The following is a 14,855-nucleotide window of genomic DNA, read 5'->3' as shown; positions in this document are numbered from 1 at the left end:
GTGCGCGGCCGAAACCGCAACGCCGATAAGTTCTTTCGGATCTCATCGTTGCCGGGATGATCGTGGTGACGCCACGACCGAGCTCCTCCTCTGTGATAGGCGTAGCCTCTTACCCGACCTAGCATGATCGGCGTGGAACTGCGTCAACTCAGATACTTCGTAGCGGTAGCCGAAGAGCTGAACTTCGCGCGGGCAGCCGCCCGGCTGCTGATCGCCGGGCCCTCGCTGTCCCAGCAGATCAAGGCATTGGAGCGCGACCTCGGTGTCGTGCTGTTCGAGCGCGACCGGCGATCGGTGTCCCTCACCACAGCAGGTGCGGCACTGCTCCCCGCTACCCGTACCCTGCTGTCCCAAGCCGACGAACTGGGAGGCCATGCCCGCCGCTTGGCCGGGTCGGAAACGGTCCGCCTCGGATACGTCAATTGGCTACCCGCCGACCTGACGGCGCGGACTTCGGGCGCCGCTCAGGTCCACGTCGACGCGTGGGTCGCGCCCTCGCACGCTCAGGCGGCTCGCGTCGCGGCCGGCAGTCTGGACCTCGCGGTGTGCTGGGTCTCGACTGCAGACCTGCAGCGATTGGGGCTGCGGGCCCGGCTCCTGGCTGCTGACCGTCTGCACGCGGTCGGCCGTGACGATGCCGTCGGCGCGGTCGCATATCGTGAGCCGTCCTTCATCACCCAGTAACTGGCACCACTGACGATAAAGAGACCTTTGCCATTGCGAAAGCTCCTCTCGGATCCCATATGCCCGTTAATCGGAAAACATTTGGCAACCGAACCGCAATCTCCCTGATCCTACACAACGGTCTGCCCCGTGCCAGCAGGCTTTCGGTCCGCAGCCGGCACCAATCAGCGGCGGTCCCTGCAGGAAATAGCAACAGCGACAACCGCTTTCGCGATGCCCTGGGAACTCCACCCAATGGCATCGCTGCGTTGGCGCGGATTCCCTGGCTGCAGCCGGCCGGGGCCCGCGGCCTGGCCGCTGCCGGACTCGAGTCACCACCGAACTTGTCGTCGGCCCTGATCGTCGAATGGCTCAGCTCGCTGGGAGAAGCAACCTGGTCGCTGAGCGAGATCCCGCCGGGCACAGTTGACTTCATTCGGGCCCGTCGGGTCCGTCCGGGTGAGGCGGCGTGTGTACCCGTCCCGCGATGGCCGCGAGTTCGTGGCGCGTCATACGCCGTGACTGGTGAGTTCGAGGCGCGTTTGCTCATCGAGCGTGATGCGACCGGATCGGATGTTCTCGGCCAAGTGCGTGCGGGTCCGGGTTCCGGGAATGAGCAGGATATTGGGGGGAGAGGTCGAGCAACCAGGCGAGCGCGATCTGGATCGGCGTTCCCCCGAGACGTTGCCCGATCTCGGTGAGGCGTGGGCTCGTCAGGATCTGGCGGCGGGCGGTGCGGGACATGCCCAGCGGACGGAAGGGGACGAAAGCGATACCGCGGCTTGCGGTTTCGGCCAGCACGTCGGCCGAGCCCCGCTCGACGATATTGAACAGATTCTGTACGCAGACGATCGGTGTGCGGGCCAGCGCACGCAGGAGGTGCTCGCGTGAGATGTTGCTCAGTCCGATCCCGTCGATCAGCCCGGCCTCTCGGGCCCGTATCAATGCGGTGAGTTGCGCATCGAATCGGGAATCGGGCGCTGCCCGGTCCATGACGCGGAGATTCACCGCGCTCAGACGCTCGGCGTTCAGGGTCTCGAGATTCTCCTCGATGCCCATGAGCAGCTGATCGGGGTCGTCGTATGGCAAGACGGCCCCGTCGTCGCCGCGTCGCGCCGCGACTTTGCTGACGATCACCAGATTCGCGGGGTACGGGTGCAGTGCTTCCCGAATGAGCTCGTTGACGGTGCCGGGTCCGTAGCAGTACGCGGTGTCGATGTGGTCGACACCGCTCGTGATCGCCGTGCGCAGCACTGCCAGCGCCTCATCCCGGTCGCGCGGCGGCCCGAAGACCCCGTCGCCCGCCAATTGCATGGCGCCGTATCCGATTCGGTGGACTTCCCGGCGGCCGAGTGTGAACGTCCCCGCCTCTTCGATCCCGGCTACAAGGTCCGGCATGGATCCCTCCTGCGCTGTCTCACTGCTGGCCGACGTGGTCGGAATCAGGACTCGCAGCCAGGCCGGTGAGTCATCACCGGAATCCGGTGATGACGCTTCACCTGCTCGGTGGAGGCGCTATAGCCGATGCCCGCGGTCATGTGAACGTCATGAAAACTGTTCGCAGATTCGTTGCTGAAAGATTGCGGATTGACATAGTGTCGTAGTCGTTCGATCGCGGCACCGACACTGTGAGCCCAGGATCGCCTCCATTCAGCTCCGTCGCGCTGCGGATTCGACAGTCGGGGACCCGCCTGCGAAGGAGGCATCATTAGCCAATTCCCGCACTCTGCAACAGAACTCACGCTGCCGCCGATCCCTGCGGCGCAGTCCAGCAAGGTCCTTGTCGTCGAGAGCAACTCTGCGACTGCAGAGATTGCGACACTTGTGCTGGCCAACGCCGGCCATGAGGTGATTTCTGCCGGCAACGCGCAGCGCGCGCTGACCGTCGCTCGACGATGGCATCCAGACCTGGTGCTGCTCGAGCTGGTCCTGCCGGACCTGCCGGGCGCGCACCTGTGCCGACAGCTGCGGAATCGTTCACCGATTCCGGTCATCGCGATCTCACTCGATGGCAATCCCGATGCCATCGATGACGCCTACACGGCCGGTGCGTGTGACTACCTGCCCAAACCGCTCAGAACCCGTGAACTGCTCGACCGCATCCGCGTCCATCTCCCGTCACCGCAGTTGGCCTGAAACGTCCAGGTTCGGACGATGAAGGCTACGGGGACCTGCGTGTAGAACGGGTCGGGCGTGGCGACCACGGCGCAGCGCTGAACCTGGGGTGGGTGGTGAGGGAGCTTCTTCAGATACGTTGCGGTGAAACGGTCGTCGTCGTGCCGCTGATACCGCCCACTGGGACCGGATTCGGTCGGGATTGCCGGCGCTAGGATCACGCGTGCGCTGTCGGCCCCACTCGACCGTGCAGCCGACAGCCTGTCATCGCTGACCGCTGGGTCAGACGGCTTCGGCCGCGTTTCGGATGATGGCGGCGACCACTTCGGGGCGGGACACGTAAATGGCATGGCTGCCAGGCGTTTCGGCCACGGTCGCGCCGATACGTTCGGCCATGGATGCCTGTGCCGCGGGCGGAATCATCTTGTCCTCGGTGACGTGCAGGTACCAGCTGGGCTTGGACCGCCAAGCGGCCTCGCTGATGGCCCCGCCGAGCGCTTCCACACCCCACGGCACCTGGGAGTCGGCCAGGAACTTGGCATCCTGCGCGGCAAGGTCACCGGCGAAGGAATCCGGGAACTTGGCCCGGTCCAGGAACAGATACCCCTGCACCGGCGGCAGGATCGGCGGCTGCGGGCCGTCCTGCGGGAAGGTGGCGAGCAGCGTGTTCACCGATTCGCCCTTGTCCGGTGCGAACGCGGTGATGTACACCAGCGCGGCCACCTTCTCGTGCGTCCCGGCCTCGGTGATGACCGCCCCACCATAGGAATGCCCGACCAGCACGACCGGGCCGTCGATTTCGTCGAGCACCTGACGGGTGGTCGCGGCGTCGTCCTCCAGCGACTTGGTCGGGTTCTGCACCACCCGCACCTCGAACCCATCCCGGGTCAGCTCGTCATAGACACCCCGCCATCCGGCACCATCGACGAAGCCACCGTGAGCCAGCACGACGGTCTTGTCTGCGCAGTCATTCGAACTCTCCCTTTGCGAGTGAATTGCCATACGGCACAACCGAATATAAAGCGCGCGACAGCTGAGGCATCCGTCATTTGACGTATATCGGCGACACTGGAGCGATCAGCAGATGACAGACAGTCAGAGGTGTAACCATCCGCTCCTGGCTCCCCCGGAGGTCGAGACATCGTTGCCGCGGCGGGGCTAGCCTGATGGGTGGGTCCGGGATGTGGCTTGTCCGAAGGACCGGTATGCGGGTTGGAGCCGGTCGCGCTGGAGTCGGGAGCCCGGAACCTGATGCGGTGCAGAACGTCCGCGACTGCCCGAGGAAATGGCCGTAGTCGACAGCGGCATTGGCGACGTCCCCGATGCCGGGCAAACGGTTCGATCTGATCAATCACGAAGTGAGGAGATCCGATGTCGGAACTGTCTGGAGTCTCTGCGTTGGTGACCGGCGGCACCAGCGGAATCGGGCGCGCCACCGCGCTGACATTGGCGCGGTGCGGTGCACGGGTGGCGCTGTCGGGGCGCGACGAGCAGCGCGGCAAGCAGGTGGTCGCCGAGATCGAGGCGTTCGGTGGCACAGCGGTGTTCATCCCGGCGGATCTGCGCGACAAGGCATCCGCGCAAGTGCTGGCCCGTGACGCGGTCACCCGGCTCGGCAAGATCGATGTCCTGGTCAACAACGCGGGCATCTACCCGTTCGGCCCGACGGAACAGACGACAGAAGCCGATTTCGACGCGGTATATGCAGTCAACGTCAAGGCACCGTATTTCCTGGTGGCCGAACTCGCCCCCCAGATGGCTGAGCGAGGCCACGGCGCGATCGTCAACGTGACCACTATGGCCGCCGAATTCGGTGCGTCCGGGATGAGCCTGTACGGGTCCAGCAAGGCCGCGGTGGCGTTGCTGACCAAGGCGTGGACCGCTGAGTACGGGCCCCGCGGGGTGCGGGTCAACGCGGTCAGCCCCGGACCCATCCGCACCGAGGGCACCGCGGCATTCGAGGGCCTCGACGAGCTGGCGGCGACCACGCCCGCGGGACGGCCGGGAACACCGGAGGAGATCGCCGAGGCCATCGCCTTCCTGGCCGGCAGTCGAGCAGGCTACGTGTACGGCGCGATACTGCCGGTCGACGGCGGGCGCATCGCGATCTAGCCCCTGCGAGCCGGTGGTACCCGGACTCATGTGCCCAGTGGTGTATCGGTGCCCACCGGTAGCCGGGTGGGTTGAAAGGGTCTCCCGGACGTGATCGAATTGGAGCACGACGGGACGGTTGGTCGTGGCAGATACTGGACTGCTTCGCGGTGTCGATTCGCAGGCTGCCACGGTGTTCATGACTCTCTAGAAGCACCCGTCGCGTCTGTATGCGTCTTGGTCTCGACACGAGCACTCGACTCGTGCTCGCCGCCTGAGCGCGGCCGGGTTGTCCGCGGTGCCGTGAAGGACACCGACCCACGACCATGTGGCCGTCGCTCTATGTCTGTGGACAAGGAGAGAGATGTCTGAGCCGAACTACACAACCGATGCCGCCGGAATTCCGGCACCCAGTGATGACCATTCCCTGACAGTTGGCCCGGATGGCCCGATCTTGCTGAACGACGCGTATCTGATCGAAAAGATGGCGTCGTTCAATCGTGAGCGCCTGGCGGAACGGCAACCGCATGCCAAAGGCGGCGGGGCGTTCGGCACATTCGAAGTGACCCACGATGTCAGTGCCTACACCAAGGCCGCTGTGTTCCAGCCCGGCACGCAAACCGAAGTGCTGGTGCGGTTTTCCGCCGTCGCCGGCGAACAGGGATATCCCGACACCGTGCGGGATCTGCGTGGGTTCGCGGTGAGGTTCTACACCGAGCAGGGCAATTTCGACCTGGTCGGCAATAACACACCCGTCTTCTTCGTGCGAGATCCGATGAAGTTCCAGGACTTCATCCGGTCACAGAAGCGCCGCGCCGACAACAATCTGCGCGACAACGACATGCAGTGGGATTTCTGGACGCTGTCACCGGAATCGGCGCACCAGGTGACCTGGCTGATGGGCGATCGCGGCATCCCGGCCACCTTCCAGCACATGAACGGGTACTCCAGCCACACCTATCTGTGGATCAACGCTGCGGGCGAACGGTTCTGGGTGAAGTACCACTTCAAGACCGATCAGGGCATCAAGTTCCTCACCCAGCACGAAGCCGATCACATGGTCTCGATCGACATGGACTACCACCAGCGTGATCTGTGGAAAGCGATCGAACGCGGTGAGTATCCGAGCTGGACACTGAAGATGCAGATCATGCCATTCGACGACGCGAAGACCTACCGCTACAACCCCTTCGATCTCACCAAGGTATGGCCACACGGTGATTATCCGCTGATCGACGTCGGCACGATGACCTTGAATCGCAACCCGGCCAACTACTTCACCGACATCGAAGAAGCGGCATTCGAGCCCAGCAACGCAGTACCCGGCACGGGCCCCAGCCCCGACAAGATGCTGCTCGGGCGCTGGTTCTCCTATGCCGATGCCCACCGGCACCGGATAGGCATCAATTACAAAGAGCTACCGGTCAATTCGCCACACGGCGCCGAGGTCCGATCGTGGGCGAAAGACGGCGCCATGCGCCACCACAACCCCGGCGATCCGGTGTATGTGCCCAACTCGAAGGGCGGACCGCACGCCGATCCCGCTGTAGCGGGACCGTCTGCAGGTTGGTACGCCGACGGCGAGATGGTGCGAACCGCCTACACGCTGCGCGCGGACGACGACGATTGGGGACAGGCTCGCACCCTGGTCCGGACGGTTCTCGACGACAACGCCAGGACACGACTGGTCGACAACATCGTCGCGCACCTGTTCGACGGAGTGAGTCAACCCGTGCTCACGAGGGCGTTCGTATACCTGCGCAACATCGACGAGGAACTCGGTGACCGAGTCGAACGAGGAGTACGGGCCAAGCAGGCGCAACACGAACCGACTGCCGCAGAGCGACCGAAGGTCGGCCACACGAAATAGTTTCGGCGATCCGCGATGGATGCGTTCGGTCAAGAGTCGCCCATGGGCCAGTCCTGCTGTGTAGCACGGAGACCCGTGTTGGATGACTGCACGGCGTCATCGAGCAGATGGGTCAAGCGCAGGGCGTGGTCGAAATCGGGGGTGGTGTGTTCACCGCAGGTGATGTCGCGGGCCAGCGCGCAATACATTGCCACCACATTGACCGCAGCGTCCGGCAGCGTGTCGGGGGGCTCGTCAAGCTGTTGGCGCTCGCCGTTGAGGCTGAGGGTGAGCCGACCCACCTGGAAGCCGTTCGGATTACCGCCGGCTAGCAGGATTCCTCCGTCGGTGCCAACAACTTCGAACGTGAACGGTGTGTGGGGTGGTCGGTTGCCGGCGACTTCGACGGCCAGGGCGCAGCCGCTGATCATGCGTGCCTGTACCAGTAGGTGGTCGGGTGCGGTTCGCTGGATCTGCTCGCCGGTGTCGGTGAGCGTGACGGTTGGGTACTGCAGGGTGGTGAGGGCATCGAGGCTGTCGATTCCGCCGAGTACCAGGATCGCCAGGTCCAGGGTGTGACCACCCAAGACCGTGATCAGGTTGGCGCCGCTCTCGATCTTGTTGAGGTAGGTGTATACCGCCGGTAGGCGCGGCCCGAAACCGGCAGTGCTGGAAAGAATCCGGGCGGTCAACGGTCGCCCGATCGCGCCGGCGGCGATCAACTCGGCGGCGCGACGCGCGGCCGGGCTCATGTGGGCCTGCAGGCCGATTGCCACGTGCGATGCATGGGCCCGCGCGGCGGCGGCCAGCTCGGCGGCTTCGGTGCGGTCGCGCCCGAGCGGCCACTCGCAGTACACGTGCTTGTCCGCCGCAAGGGCCGCGAGAACCAGGTCGCGGTGATACGGCACCTTTACGCACACCGAGACGATGTCGATGTCGGACGCCGCAATGAGGGCGAAGGGATCGTCGTAGGCCGCGCGCACACCGAACGCCGCCGCGGCGGCGTCGGCGCTGGCACGGCTGGTGGTGGCCACCGCCGCCAGCTGCACGTCCTGGAGGCTGTGCAGTGCCGGGATGTGGGAATCCTTGGCCCAGCTGCGATTCGGGTTGGCGCCGATGACACCGACGCGCAGCGGCCCCGTCATGGCATCCTCACGCTACCTCTCCATATTTCACGAGTTGCCCTGAGCCGTAGGCCCTTTGGGTTGGGGTTGTGCCCCTCCGCATGCCCCGACACGGCTCAGGCGAACATCGTGAAGAGGGTGTTGAGGCCTTCGGCCAGGAGCGGGTGGGTGAAGATCGCGTCGGCCATGGCGGTGTGGGTGAGCTTGCCCAGCATGGCGACCTGGATCATGGTCATGATCTCGCCGCCTTCACTGCCGAGGACTGCGCAGCCCAGGATCTGCCCGTTGTCCGCGTCGACGACGGCCTTCATGAAGCCGCGCGTCTCCCCGGTCTCGATGGCCCGGATGACGGCGCTCATCGGGAGCTTCGCCACCCGAATTGCGTGTCCGTTCGCCCTTGCTTCGTGCTCGGTCATGCCGACGCGGCCGAGCTGCGGGTCGATGAACACCGTGTATGGGACGATCCGGTCCCGTGTGCTCGCCTTCTCGTGCCCGATCAGGTTGGCGTGCAGAATGCGGTAATCGTCGTAGGAAGAGTGGGTGAAGGCCGGGCCGGGCGTGACGTCTCCCATCGCGCAGACGCCGAGCACGGTGGTGTTCAGGTACTCATCGACCTCGACGAAGCCGTGGTCGTCGAGACGGACGCCGGCCACCTCGGGGGTCAGCGCCTCCGTGTTCGGGATGCGGCCGATGGCCGAGAGCAGGTGTGAGCCTTCGAGCGGTCGCTCACCGTCGTCCGTGCGAACGGTCAGCCGCAGGTGACCGCCGTCGGTCGGCTCGACCCGGACCGGCGTCGACGAGGTCGAGACCGTGATCCCGTCATCGCGCAAGAGAGCGGCGACCTCGTCGGAGACGTCCTCGTCCTCGCGCGTCAGCAGGTGCGCGGCGTGTTGGACGATGGTGACCTCGCTGCCGAACCGGCGGAACATCTGCCCGAACTCCAGCCCGATGTAGCCGCCGCCGACGATGATCAGGTGCTCCGGGAGCTCGTCCAACTCCATGATCGACGTCGAATCGAGCACGGGGACATGGTCCGCGCCGGGGATCGCCAGCGGCTTGGGCCGGGCGCCCGTGTCGATGACGATCACCGGTGCGCTGATCTGCTGCCTCCCGCCGTCGGTCGAGGCGACCTCGACCGACTTCGGCCCGGTGAAATGAGCCTCGCCTTCGATCAGGTCGAGCCCGTCCTGCGCCAGGCGGCTCGCGTAGTTCTGCTGCGCTCCGACGACCATGGCCCGTTTGCGCTCGCGCACCGCGGCCACGTCCACCGATACCGGACCGATCCGCACGCCGTACTCCGCGGCCCGGCGCGCCTGGTGGGCGAGGCGGGCACTGGCGACCATCGTCTTGGTCGGGGTGCACCCGATGTTCACGCAGACACCGCCGAGTTGGCCACGCTCGACCAGCGCTACCTTCTGGCCCGCCTTCGCCAGCTCGACGGGAAGGAACCGGCCGCCCTGGCTGGCTCCGATCACGATCGTGCCGTAGGGCTCATCGGCCATTACGTCTTCTCCCCTCGTCCTCGTTGAGCCGGGCGGGTCGGTCGCGGCGGCAGGGAAACCACCGGCACGGCACGCATGCGCGACCGGCCGCGCGAATCGGTCAGCCGAGCTGGGGGACCACGCCGTGGACGCTGTCGATGAAAGCGCTGAAATCCGCCATGAACCGGGTGAGGAACTGCCTCGTCGAGTCGTCGAGGACATCGCCGTCCGGGGTGAAGACATCCGGGCGGAACTGGATGTAGGCCTCCGGGGAAGTCATCTGCGGGGAATTGCAGTAGCCCAGGACACTGCGCAGGCTGAGCTGAGCAATCGCGGTGCCGATCTTGCCCGGCGAGGCGCCGATGACGGCGGATGGCTTGAGGGTGAACGAATTGTCGCCCCACGGGCGGCTGGCCCAGTCGATGGCGTTCTTCAGCGCGCCCGGGATCGAGCGGTTGTACTCCGGCGTCACGAACAGCAGTGCGTCGACGGCGGTGATGGCCGCCTTGAGTGCCCGGCCCTCGGGCGGGTAGTCGGCGTCGTAGTCGTGGTTGTAGAGCGGCAGATCCTTGATCGGAATCTCGGTGAACGTCAACTGTGGTGGTGAGAGCCGGATCAGGGCCTTGGACAGGATCCGGTTGATAGATTCCTTGGACAGACTGCCGATGATGTAGCCGACGGTATAGGTACTCACGCGATGCCTCCTGACCAGAGATTTCCGATACTGAACGGAGCGCCTGGCGTCGTTGACGCATGGCGGTTTCGACGGGAGTGCAGGGTCAACGTAGCACTTCACAGCGGTCGCGTCGTCCGGGTATCGGACGCCGCCGGTCGGATCGGAAGGACTCTTTCCGGGTGCGGTCCCGATCGCCCTGCGAATCCGATGCCGCCCCAACAAGATTCGCCAGAACTGCGAGACCTCCCCGGCGTCGATTCAGTCGGTGGTGTTGCGGATGGATGTGGTTGAGGACAGGTTCGTCTCGAGTTTCGCCAAGGCGCGGAGCAGCTGTCGTTGCTGGCTCGTGCTCATGTCGCCGACCGTGTCGGTTTCGAGGTCTGTCCACAGTTGCTCGATGCGGCTGCGTAAGGCCATTCCGGCCGGTGTCGATTCGACGAGAGTGGCTCGGCCGTCGGTTGGATCTTGGCGGCGACGTATCGAAGGCGCGTCAACCCCATGACATCACCCAGCGAGCAGCGAGCCGGACCTGACACCCGTTCAGAGTCGATATCGAGATGTTCTGGCAGGCATGACGATCGTGTACCCCGCACCGCGGCGGTCGGGGCCATCGGGAGTCCGAGCGGGGATCCGGGTTATCGACGATCAGTATGCGGAGTTGACGTTGTCCATGGAGCCGTAGCGGGCGGCTGCGTAGTTGCAGGCGGCGGTGATGTTGGCTACGGGGTCGTAGATGTCCCAGGAGGTTCCGGCGACGTGGTAGGCCTGGAAGGTTGGGTCGATGACCTGGAGTAGGCCTTTGGATGGGGTGCCGCTGGCTGCGTTGGTGTCGTAGAGGTTGATGGCGCCGGGGTCTCCGCCGGATTCGCGCATGATGTTGCGGTGGATGGCGTCGTAGCTGCCCGGGATGCCTTGTGCGGCCATGATATCCAGTGCTTGGCGGATCCAGCCGTCGAGGTCGGAACCGTACACGCCGGACTCGGCCGAAATCTTCGTGCCGGAAAGACTCATGGCTGCCGGAACAGTCTGTGCCGGTGTTTGCGGGACGAGTGCCGATGCCTGGGCGGTTGCCGTGATCGTCAATGATGCGGCTGCCAGGGCGTAGACGGCGAGACGGCGGGCGGTCCGGGTGCGGGGACGGGGTCCGGTGGCCATTGAGTTCCTCCTCGGGAATTTCGGTGCCGGGCACATGTCGCTCCGTTGCGACCTGCGGGGCGAAAGAGCCCTGGCGGCGTTTCCGGGGGAATTGGCCGCGTCGGCAGTGAAGACAGCATTGGTTGCGGGCCTGTGTCGGCACGACGGCCGATCTCCCGGAGACATACCTATTTCCGGGACTCACCCCTTTTCCGGCTCTCGGCTCGATCCGCCGCACCGGCCGGCACCCGTGTCGGGAATGGCAGAGTTTGCCACCCGGGCACCAACAGCATCCACGGAGTGCGGTCACGGCCGGTCGCGAGCATTTTTCGTGATGGTCTGACCACTCGCGCAGGGATATTCTTGCTGGTGTCCGCTGCTGCGAATTACGAGTTACCGATGGCTGAAAGTGTTCCAATCGAAACGCAGCGTGATGCCGGTCCCGACGTCGTCACGGAGCTGAGCGCTGCCGGGTTCGACGACGCCCATGAGATCGGGCGGAGCGGTCTCGGGGCTGTTTACCGATGCACCCAGGTTGCCGTTGACCGCACGGTGGCGGTGAAGGTCCTCACCGGTGAACTGGAGCAGGACCGGGAGCGTTTCTTCCGCGAGCAGCGGGCAATGGGTCGCCTCACCGGGCATCCGAACATTGTCAGCATGTTCGAGGTCGGGCAAACGGGCAGCGGTCGTCCCTATCTGGTCATGCCGTATTTTTCCCGAGGCTCGCTGGCTGAACGTATCCGCGACGACGGTCGGCTGCCTCTCACGGACGCGCTTCACATCGGGGTGAGGATCGCGGGGGCGCTGGAATCCGCACATCGAGCGGGAGTTCTCCACCGCGATATCAGGCCGGCGAACATTCTGCTCACCGACTACGACGAGCCGGCGTTGACCGACTTCGGTCTCGCCCACGTCTCCGACGAGTTCGAGACCGATGCCGACCTCATCGCCAGCTCGCCGGCCTTCACCGCGCCCGAGGTGCTCGGTGGACAGGCACCCAGCCATGGCTCGGATGTCTACGGGCTGGGAGCCACCTTGCTCGGTGCTCTCACCGGCCAGGTCGGGTCCGAACGCGGCCGCGGTGAGCCGGCGGCGACCCAGTTCGTACGGATCACCGGCCCCTCGAATCCCGACCGCTGTGAAATCGGTGTCCCCTGGGACGTACGCGCAGTGATCGAGGCGGCGATGTCTCGCGACCCGCACCACCGGCCTACCGCAACGCTGTTGGGCGAGCAACTGCGCCGAATACAGCGAGAGCACGGTTTCGCGGTCGACGAGATGGCGGTGCGCGACGAATCGGGCTCCGAATCCGAATCGCTGGTGAGTTCGGAACCGTCAGGGCCGCAAGGAGTTCCGCGTATTCGCAGCGACGGATTGCACGAGGGGACGGGGAATCTGCCGCTCGAGCTGACCAGCTTCGTCGATCGACGGACCCAGTTGTCCGAGGTCGGTAATCTGCTGCCAGGGTCGCGTCTGGTGACCCTGACCGGGATCGGCGGGGTCGGAAAGTCAAGGCTCGCACAGCGAGTCGCGCACAAGGTCCGGCAGAGGTTCGCGAACGGGGCGTGGCTGGTCGAGTTGGCGGAGCTGCGCGATGACGCTCTGCTGGCCGATGCGGTGGCCGCTGTCTTCGGGATACGAAGCCAAGGTGTCATATCCGTGCTCGACACGCTGGTGGAGGCGCTGGAACCCTATGAGCTGCTGCTGGTGCTGGACAACTGTGAGCACGTGGTCGACGCGGCCGCGAAGCTGTCGGAGGCGCTGCTGCGGGCGTGTCCGAATGTGCGAATCCTGGCCACGAGCCGGGAGGCACTGGGGATCGGCGGGGAAACCGTGTATCCGGTTCAGCCGCTCGGGATTCCCGATTCGACCAATGAGCGGGCGCTGGCGCACTCCCACGCGGTGGCACTGTTCGTCGAACGCGCCGCCGCGGCGGTGCCGGGATTCGAGATGACCGAAGCGAACCAGCGTGCCATTGCCCAGATCTGCACCAGGCTGGACGGATTGCCGTTGGCGATCGAGCTGGCCGCGGCGCGCCTGCGCACGATGTCGGTCGAGCAGATCCAGACCCGGCTCACAGACCGCTACGCCCTGTTGACCCGGGGTGGCCGGGGAACGCCGAAGCGGCAGCAGACGCTGTGGTACTGCGTCAATTGGAGCTATGACCTGTGCACACCCGACGAGAAGCGGCTGTGGGCTTGCTTGTCGGTGTTCGCCGGCGGCTTCGAACTCGACGCCGTCGAGCAGGTGTGCGCCGATGACATGACCGAGTCCCAGGTGCTCGATACCTTGTCCGCGCTGGTGGACAAATCGATCCTGGTCCGGCAGGAAGCCGAGGGGGCGGTGCGCTTCCGGATGCTCGAGACGGTGCAGGAATTCGGCCGGGAGAAGGCCGAGGAGTCCGGTCGGTTCCCGGACCTGCACCGGCGGCATCGGGACTGGTGCGAACAACTGGTACGCGAGGCCGGCGCCAATTTCATCGGCCCGCATCAACTGGATTGGGTTGCCCGGCTCGAGCGGGAACTGCCGAATCTTCGAGAGGCATTGGACTTCAGCCTGTCCGAGTCCGAGGAAGGCGGGCTCGGGATGACCACGAACCTGTACCTTTTCTGGGGCTTGCGGGGGCGGCTGCATGAGGGCCGTCGCTGGTATGAGCGCGTGCTCGGCCATTCGCTCGACGGCCGGACCACGGACCGAGCCAGGGCACTGTTCGCCGCCGGCACGATCGCGGGTTTGACCGGCGACCTGCAGACCGCGAACGACCGGTTCACGGAGCTCCGCGTACTCGCCGAGCAGACAGTGGAACCGCTGGTCGGAGCCTTGGTCAACCACGCCGAGGCAAATCAGGCGCTCGCCCGCGGCAATGTCGGCGAGTCCGACGCGGTTGCCCTGCTGACCGATGTGGTCCGCAGTTACGAGGCGTGCGGTGAGCTCGGAATGCAGTTGGACGCTCAACTGTCCCTCGGCTGGGCCTACGCCCTGGGCGGTGATGCTGCCCGGGCCGTCGCCTGCCATGAGAAGACGCTCGCCACGACAGCAGCCTGCGGCGAAACGATCTATCGCTCATGGGCGTTGTTCGCGGCGGGCTTCGCCGTCTGGCGCGACGGCGACGTCGAACGCGCCAAGCACCTGCTGGAGGAAGGCGTTCGGCTGTCCGCACTGACATCCGATCCGCTCGTGGCCGCGGGTTGTCTGGAGACGCTGGCCTGGATTGCCGCCGACCGGAACGAACCTCGCCGTGCGGCGGTCCTGATGGGCGCAGCGGACAAGTTGGGGCGCCTCGCCGGCACCGCGACGCTCATGGTCCGTGATCTGCTCGCATACCGTACCGAGTGCATGCGGAGCAGCCGGCAGGCGCTCGGCGCACGAGCCTTCGACCGGGCCCGCCAGGAAGGTTCCGCGATGAGTCTCGACTCGGCCGTACGGCTCGCGCTCGACGAGCCGTCCCCCGCACCCGATAGTTCGCCGCAGCAGCTGACGAAACGTGAACGGCAGGTCGCCGACCTCGTCGCGGAAGGCCTGACGAACAGGGCGATCGCGTCACGTCTGGTGATCTCACAACGCACCGCACAGGGGCACGTCGAACACATCCTGGCCAAATTGGGTTTCACCTCGCGCGCCCAGATAGCGGCGTGGGCTGCGGAAAATTCCGGCGGCAGTCCGGGATGACCGGCCGGCGTCTCGCTGTGGTGTCGGCCGTGTCGAACTGCTCCCCGTGCCGG

Annotated in this window: 9 protein-coding genes and 2 pseudogenes; 5 read left to right on the top strand and 6 right to left on the bottom strand. The window is 65.5% G+C overall.

What is annotated here, in order from left to right; genetic code table 11:
- Window positions 1-132: 132 nt before the first annotated feature.
- Window positions 133-663: pseudogene (locus tag ACFXN1_RS11780) on the top strand (LysR family transcriptional regulator); the annotation flags it as partial.
- A 509-nt stretch (window positions 664-1,172) separates the two neighbouring features.
- Here ACFXN1_RS11780 and ACFXN1_RS11775 read toward each other — a convergent pair.
- Window positions 1,173-2,061 (bottom strand): annotated as a pseudogene (locus ACFXN1_RS11775) (oxidoreductase).
- A 306-nt stretch (window positions 2,062-2,367) separates the two neighbouring features.
- Here ACFXN1_RS11775 and ACFXN1_RS11770 point away from each other — a divergent pair.
- The gene (locus tag ACFXN1_RS11770; protein WP_379436835.1) at window positions 2,368-2,799 is read left to right on the top strand and encodes a response regulator transcription factor; all 432 of its coding nucleotides are present in this window, start codon (window positions 2,368-2,370) and stop codon (window positions 2,797-2,799) included.
- Between the two features lie 261 nt (window positions 2,800-3,060).
- Here ACFXN1_RS11770 and ACFXN1_RS11765 read toward each other — a convergent pair whose 3' ends face one another.
- Window positions 3,061-3,726, bottom strand: a complete 666-nt coding sequence (locus ACFXN1_RS11765) for an alpha/beta fold hydrolase (protein ID WP_379436784.1) — start codon at window positions 3,724-3,726, stop codon at window positions 3,061-3,063.
- Window positions 3,727-4,149: 423 nt separating this feature from the next.
- Here ACFXN1_RS11765 and ACFXN1_RS11760 point away from each other — a divergent pair, with 423 nt between their 5' ends.
- Both ACFXN1_RS11760 and ACFXN1_RS11755 read left to right on the top strand, forming a co-directional pair.
- Window positions 4,150-4,890 carry an SDR family NAD(P)-dependent oxidoreductase gene (locus ACFXN1_RS11760; protein WP_379436782.1) on the top strand — a complete coding sequence of 247 codons (741 nt, stop codon included), beginning with the start codon at window positions 4,150-4,152 and terminating at the stop codon, window positions 4,888-4,890.
- A 343-nt stretch (window positions 4,891-5,233) separates the two neighbouring features.
- Window positions 5,234-6,739, top strand: coding sequence for a catalase (locus ACFXN1_RS11755; RefSeq protein WP_379436780.1), 1,506 nt, complete (start codon window positions 5,234-5,236; stop codon window positions 6,737-6,739).
- 29 nt (window positions 6,740-6,768) lie between these two features.
- Here the strand turns inward: ACFXN1_RS11755 and ACFXN1_RS11750 are convergent, their stop codons facing one another.
- From ACFXN1_RS11750 to ACFXN1_RS11735, 4 genes are all read right to left on the bottom strand, one after another.
- Window positions 6,769-7,863 (bottom strand): Gfo/Idh/MocA family protein, encoded by a 1,095-nt coding sequence (locus ACFXN1_RS11750; protein ID WP_379436779.1) that lies wholly within the window; start codon window positions 7,861-7,863, stop codon window positions 6,769-6,771.
- Between the two features lie 95 nt (window positions 7,864-7,958).
- Window positions 7,959-9,344, bottom strand: coding sequence for a mercuric reductase (locus tag ACFXN1_RS11745; protein ID WP_379436777.1), 1,386 nt, complete (start codon window positions 9,342-9,344; stop codon window positions 7,959-7,961).
- A gap of 100 nt (window positions 9,345-9,444) precedes the next feature.
- Window positions 9,445-10,017, bottom strand: a complete 573-nt coding sequence (locus ACFXN1_RS11740) for an NADPH-dependent FMN reductase (protein ID WP_354844137.1) — start codon at window positions 10,015-10,017, stop codon at window positions 9,445-9,447.
- A 627-nt stretch (window positions 10,018-10,644) separates the two neighbouring features.
- Window positions 10,645-11,154, bottom strand: coding sequence for a transglycosylase SLT domain-containing protein (locus tag ACFXN1_RS11735; RefSeq protein ID WP_379436775.1), 510 nt, complete (start codon window positions 11,152-11,154; stop codon window positions 10,645-10,647).
- 378 nt (window positions 11,155-11,532) lie between these two features.
- On the opposite strand from ACFXN1_RS11735, the gene ACFXN1_RS11730 reads away from it, so the two are divergent.
- Window positions 11,533-14,802 carry a protein kinase gene (locus tag ACFXN1_RS11730; protein ID WP_379436774.1) on the top strand — a complete coding sequence of 1,090 codons (3,270 nt, stop codon included), beginning with the start codon at window positions 11,533-11,535 and terminating at the stop codon, window positions 14,800-14,802.
- The last annotated feature ends 53 nt before the right edge of the window (window positions 14,803-14,855 follow it).

Origin of the sequence: Nocardia sp. NPDC059154 (assembly GCF_042755705.1) — a bacterium.
Lineage (GTDB): Bacteria > Actinomycetota > Actinomycetes > Mycobacteriales > Mycobacteriaceae > Nocardia.
This window is presented reverse-complemented; position numbering and strand designations above follow the sequence as displayed.

Bases quoted from the DNA above. Each gene is read 5' to 3' on its own strand.
- ACFXN1_RS11760 (WP_379436782.1), top strand. From the start codon at position 4,150: ATGTCGGAACTGTCTGGAGTCTCTGCGTTGGTGACCGGCGGCACCAGC.
- ACFXN1_RS11755 (WP_379436780.1), top strand. From the start codon at position 5,234: ATGTCTGAGCCGAACTACACAACCGATGCCGCCGGAATTCCGGCACCC.
- ACFXN1_RS11750 (WP_379436779.1), bottom strand. From the start codon at position 7,863: ATGACGGGGCCGCTGCGCGTCGGTGTCATCGGCGCCAACCCGAATCGC.
- ACFXN1_RS11745 (WP_379436777.1), bottom strand. From the start codon at position 9,344: ATGGCCGATGAGCCCTACGGCACGATCGTGATCGGAGCCAGCCAGGGC.
- ACFXN1_RS11735 (WP_379436775.1), bottom strand. From the start codon at position 11,154: ATGGCCACCGGACCCCGTCCCCGCACCCGGACCGCCCGCCGTCTCGCC.
- ACFXN1_RS11730 (WP_379436774.1), top strand. From the start codon at position 11,533: ATGGCTGAAAGTGTTCCAATCGAAACGCAGCGTGATGCCGGTCCCGAC.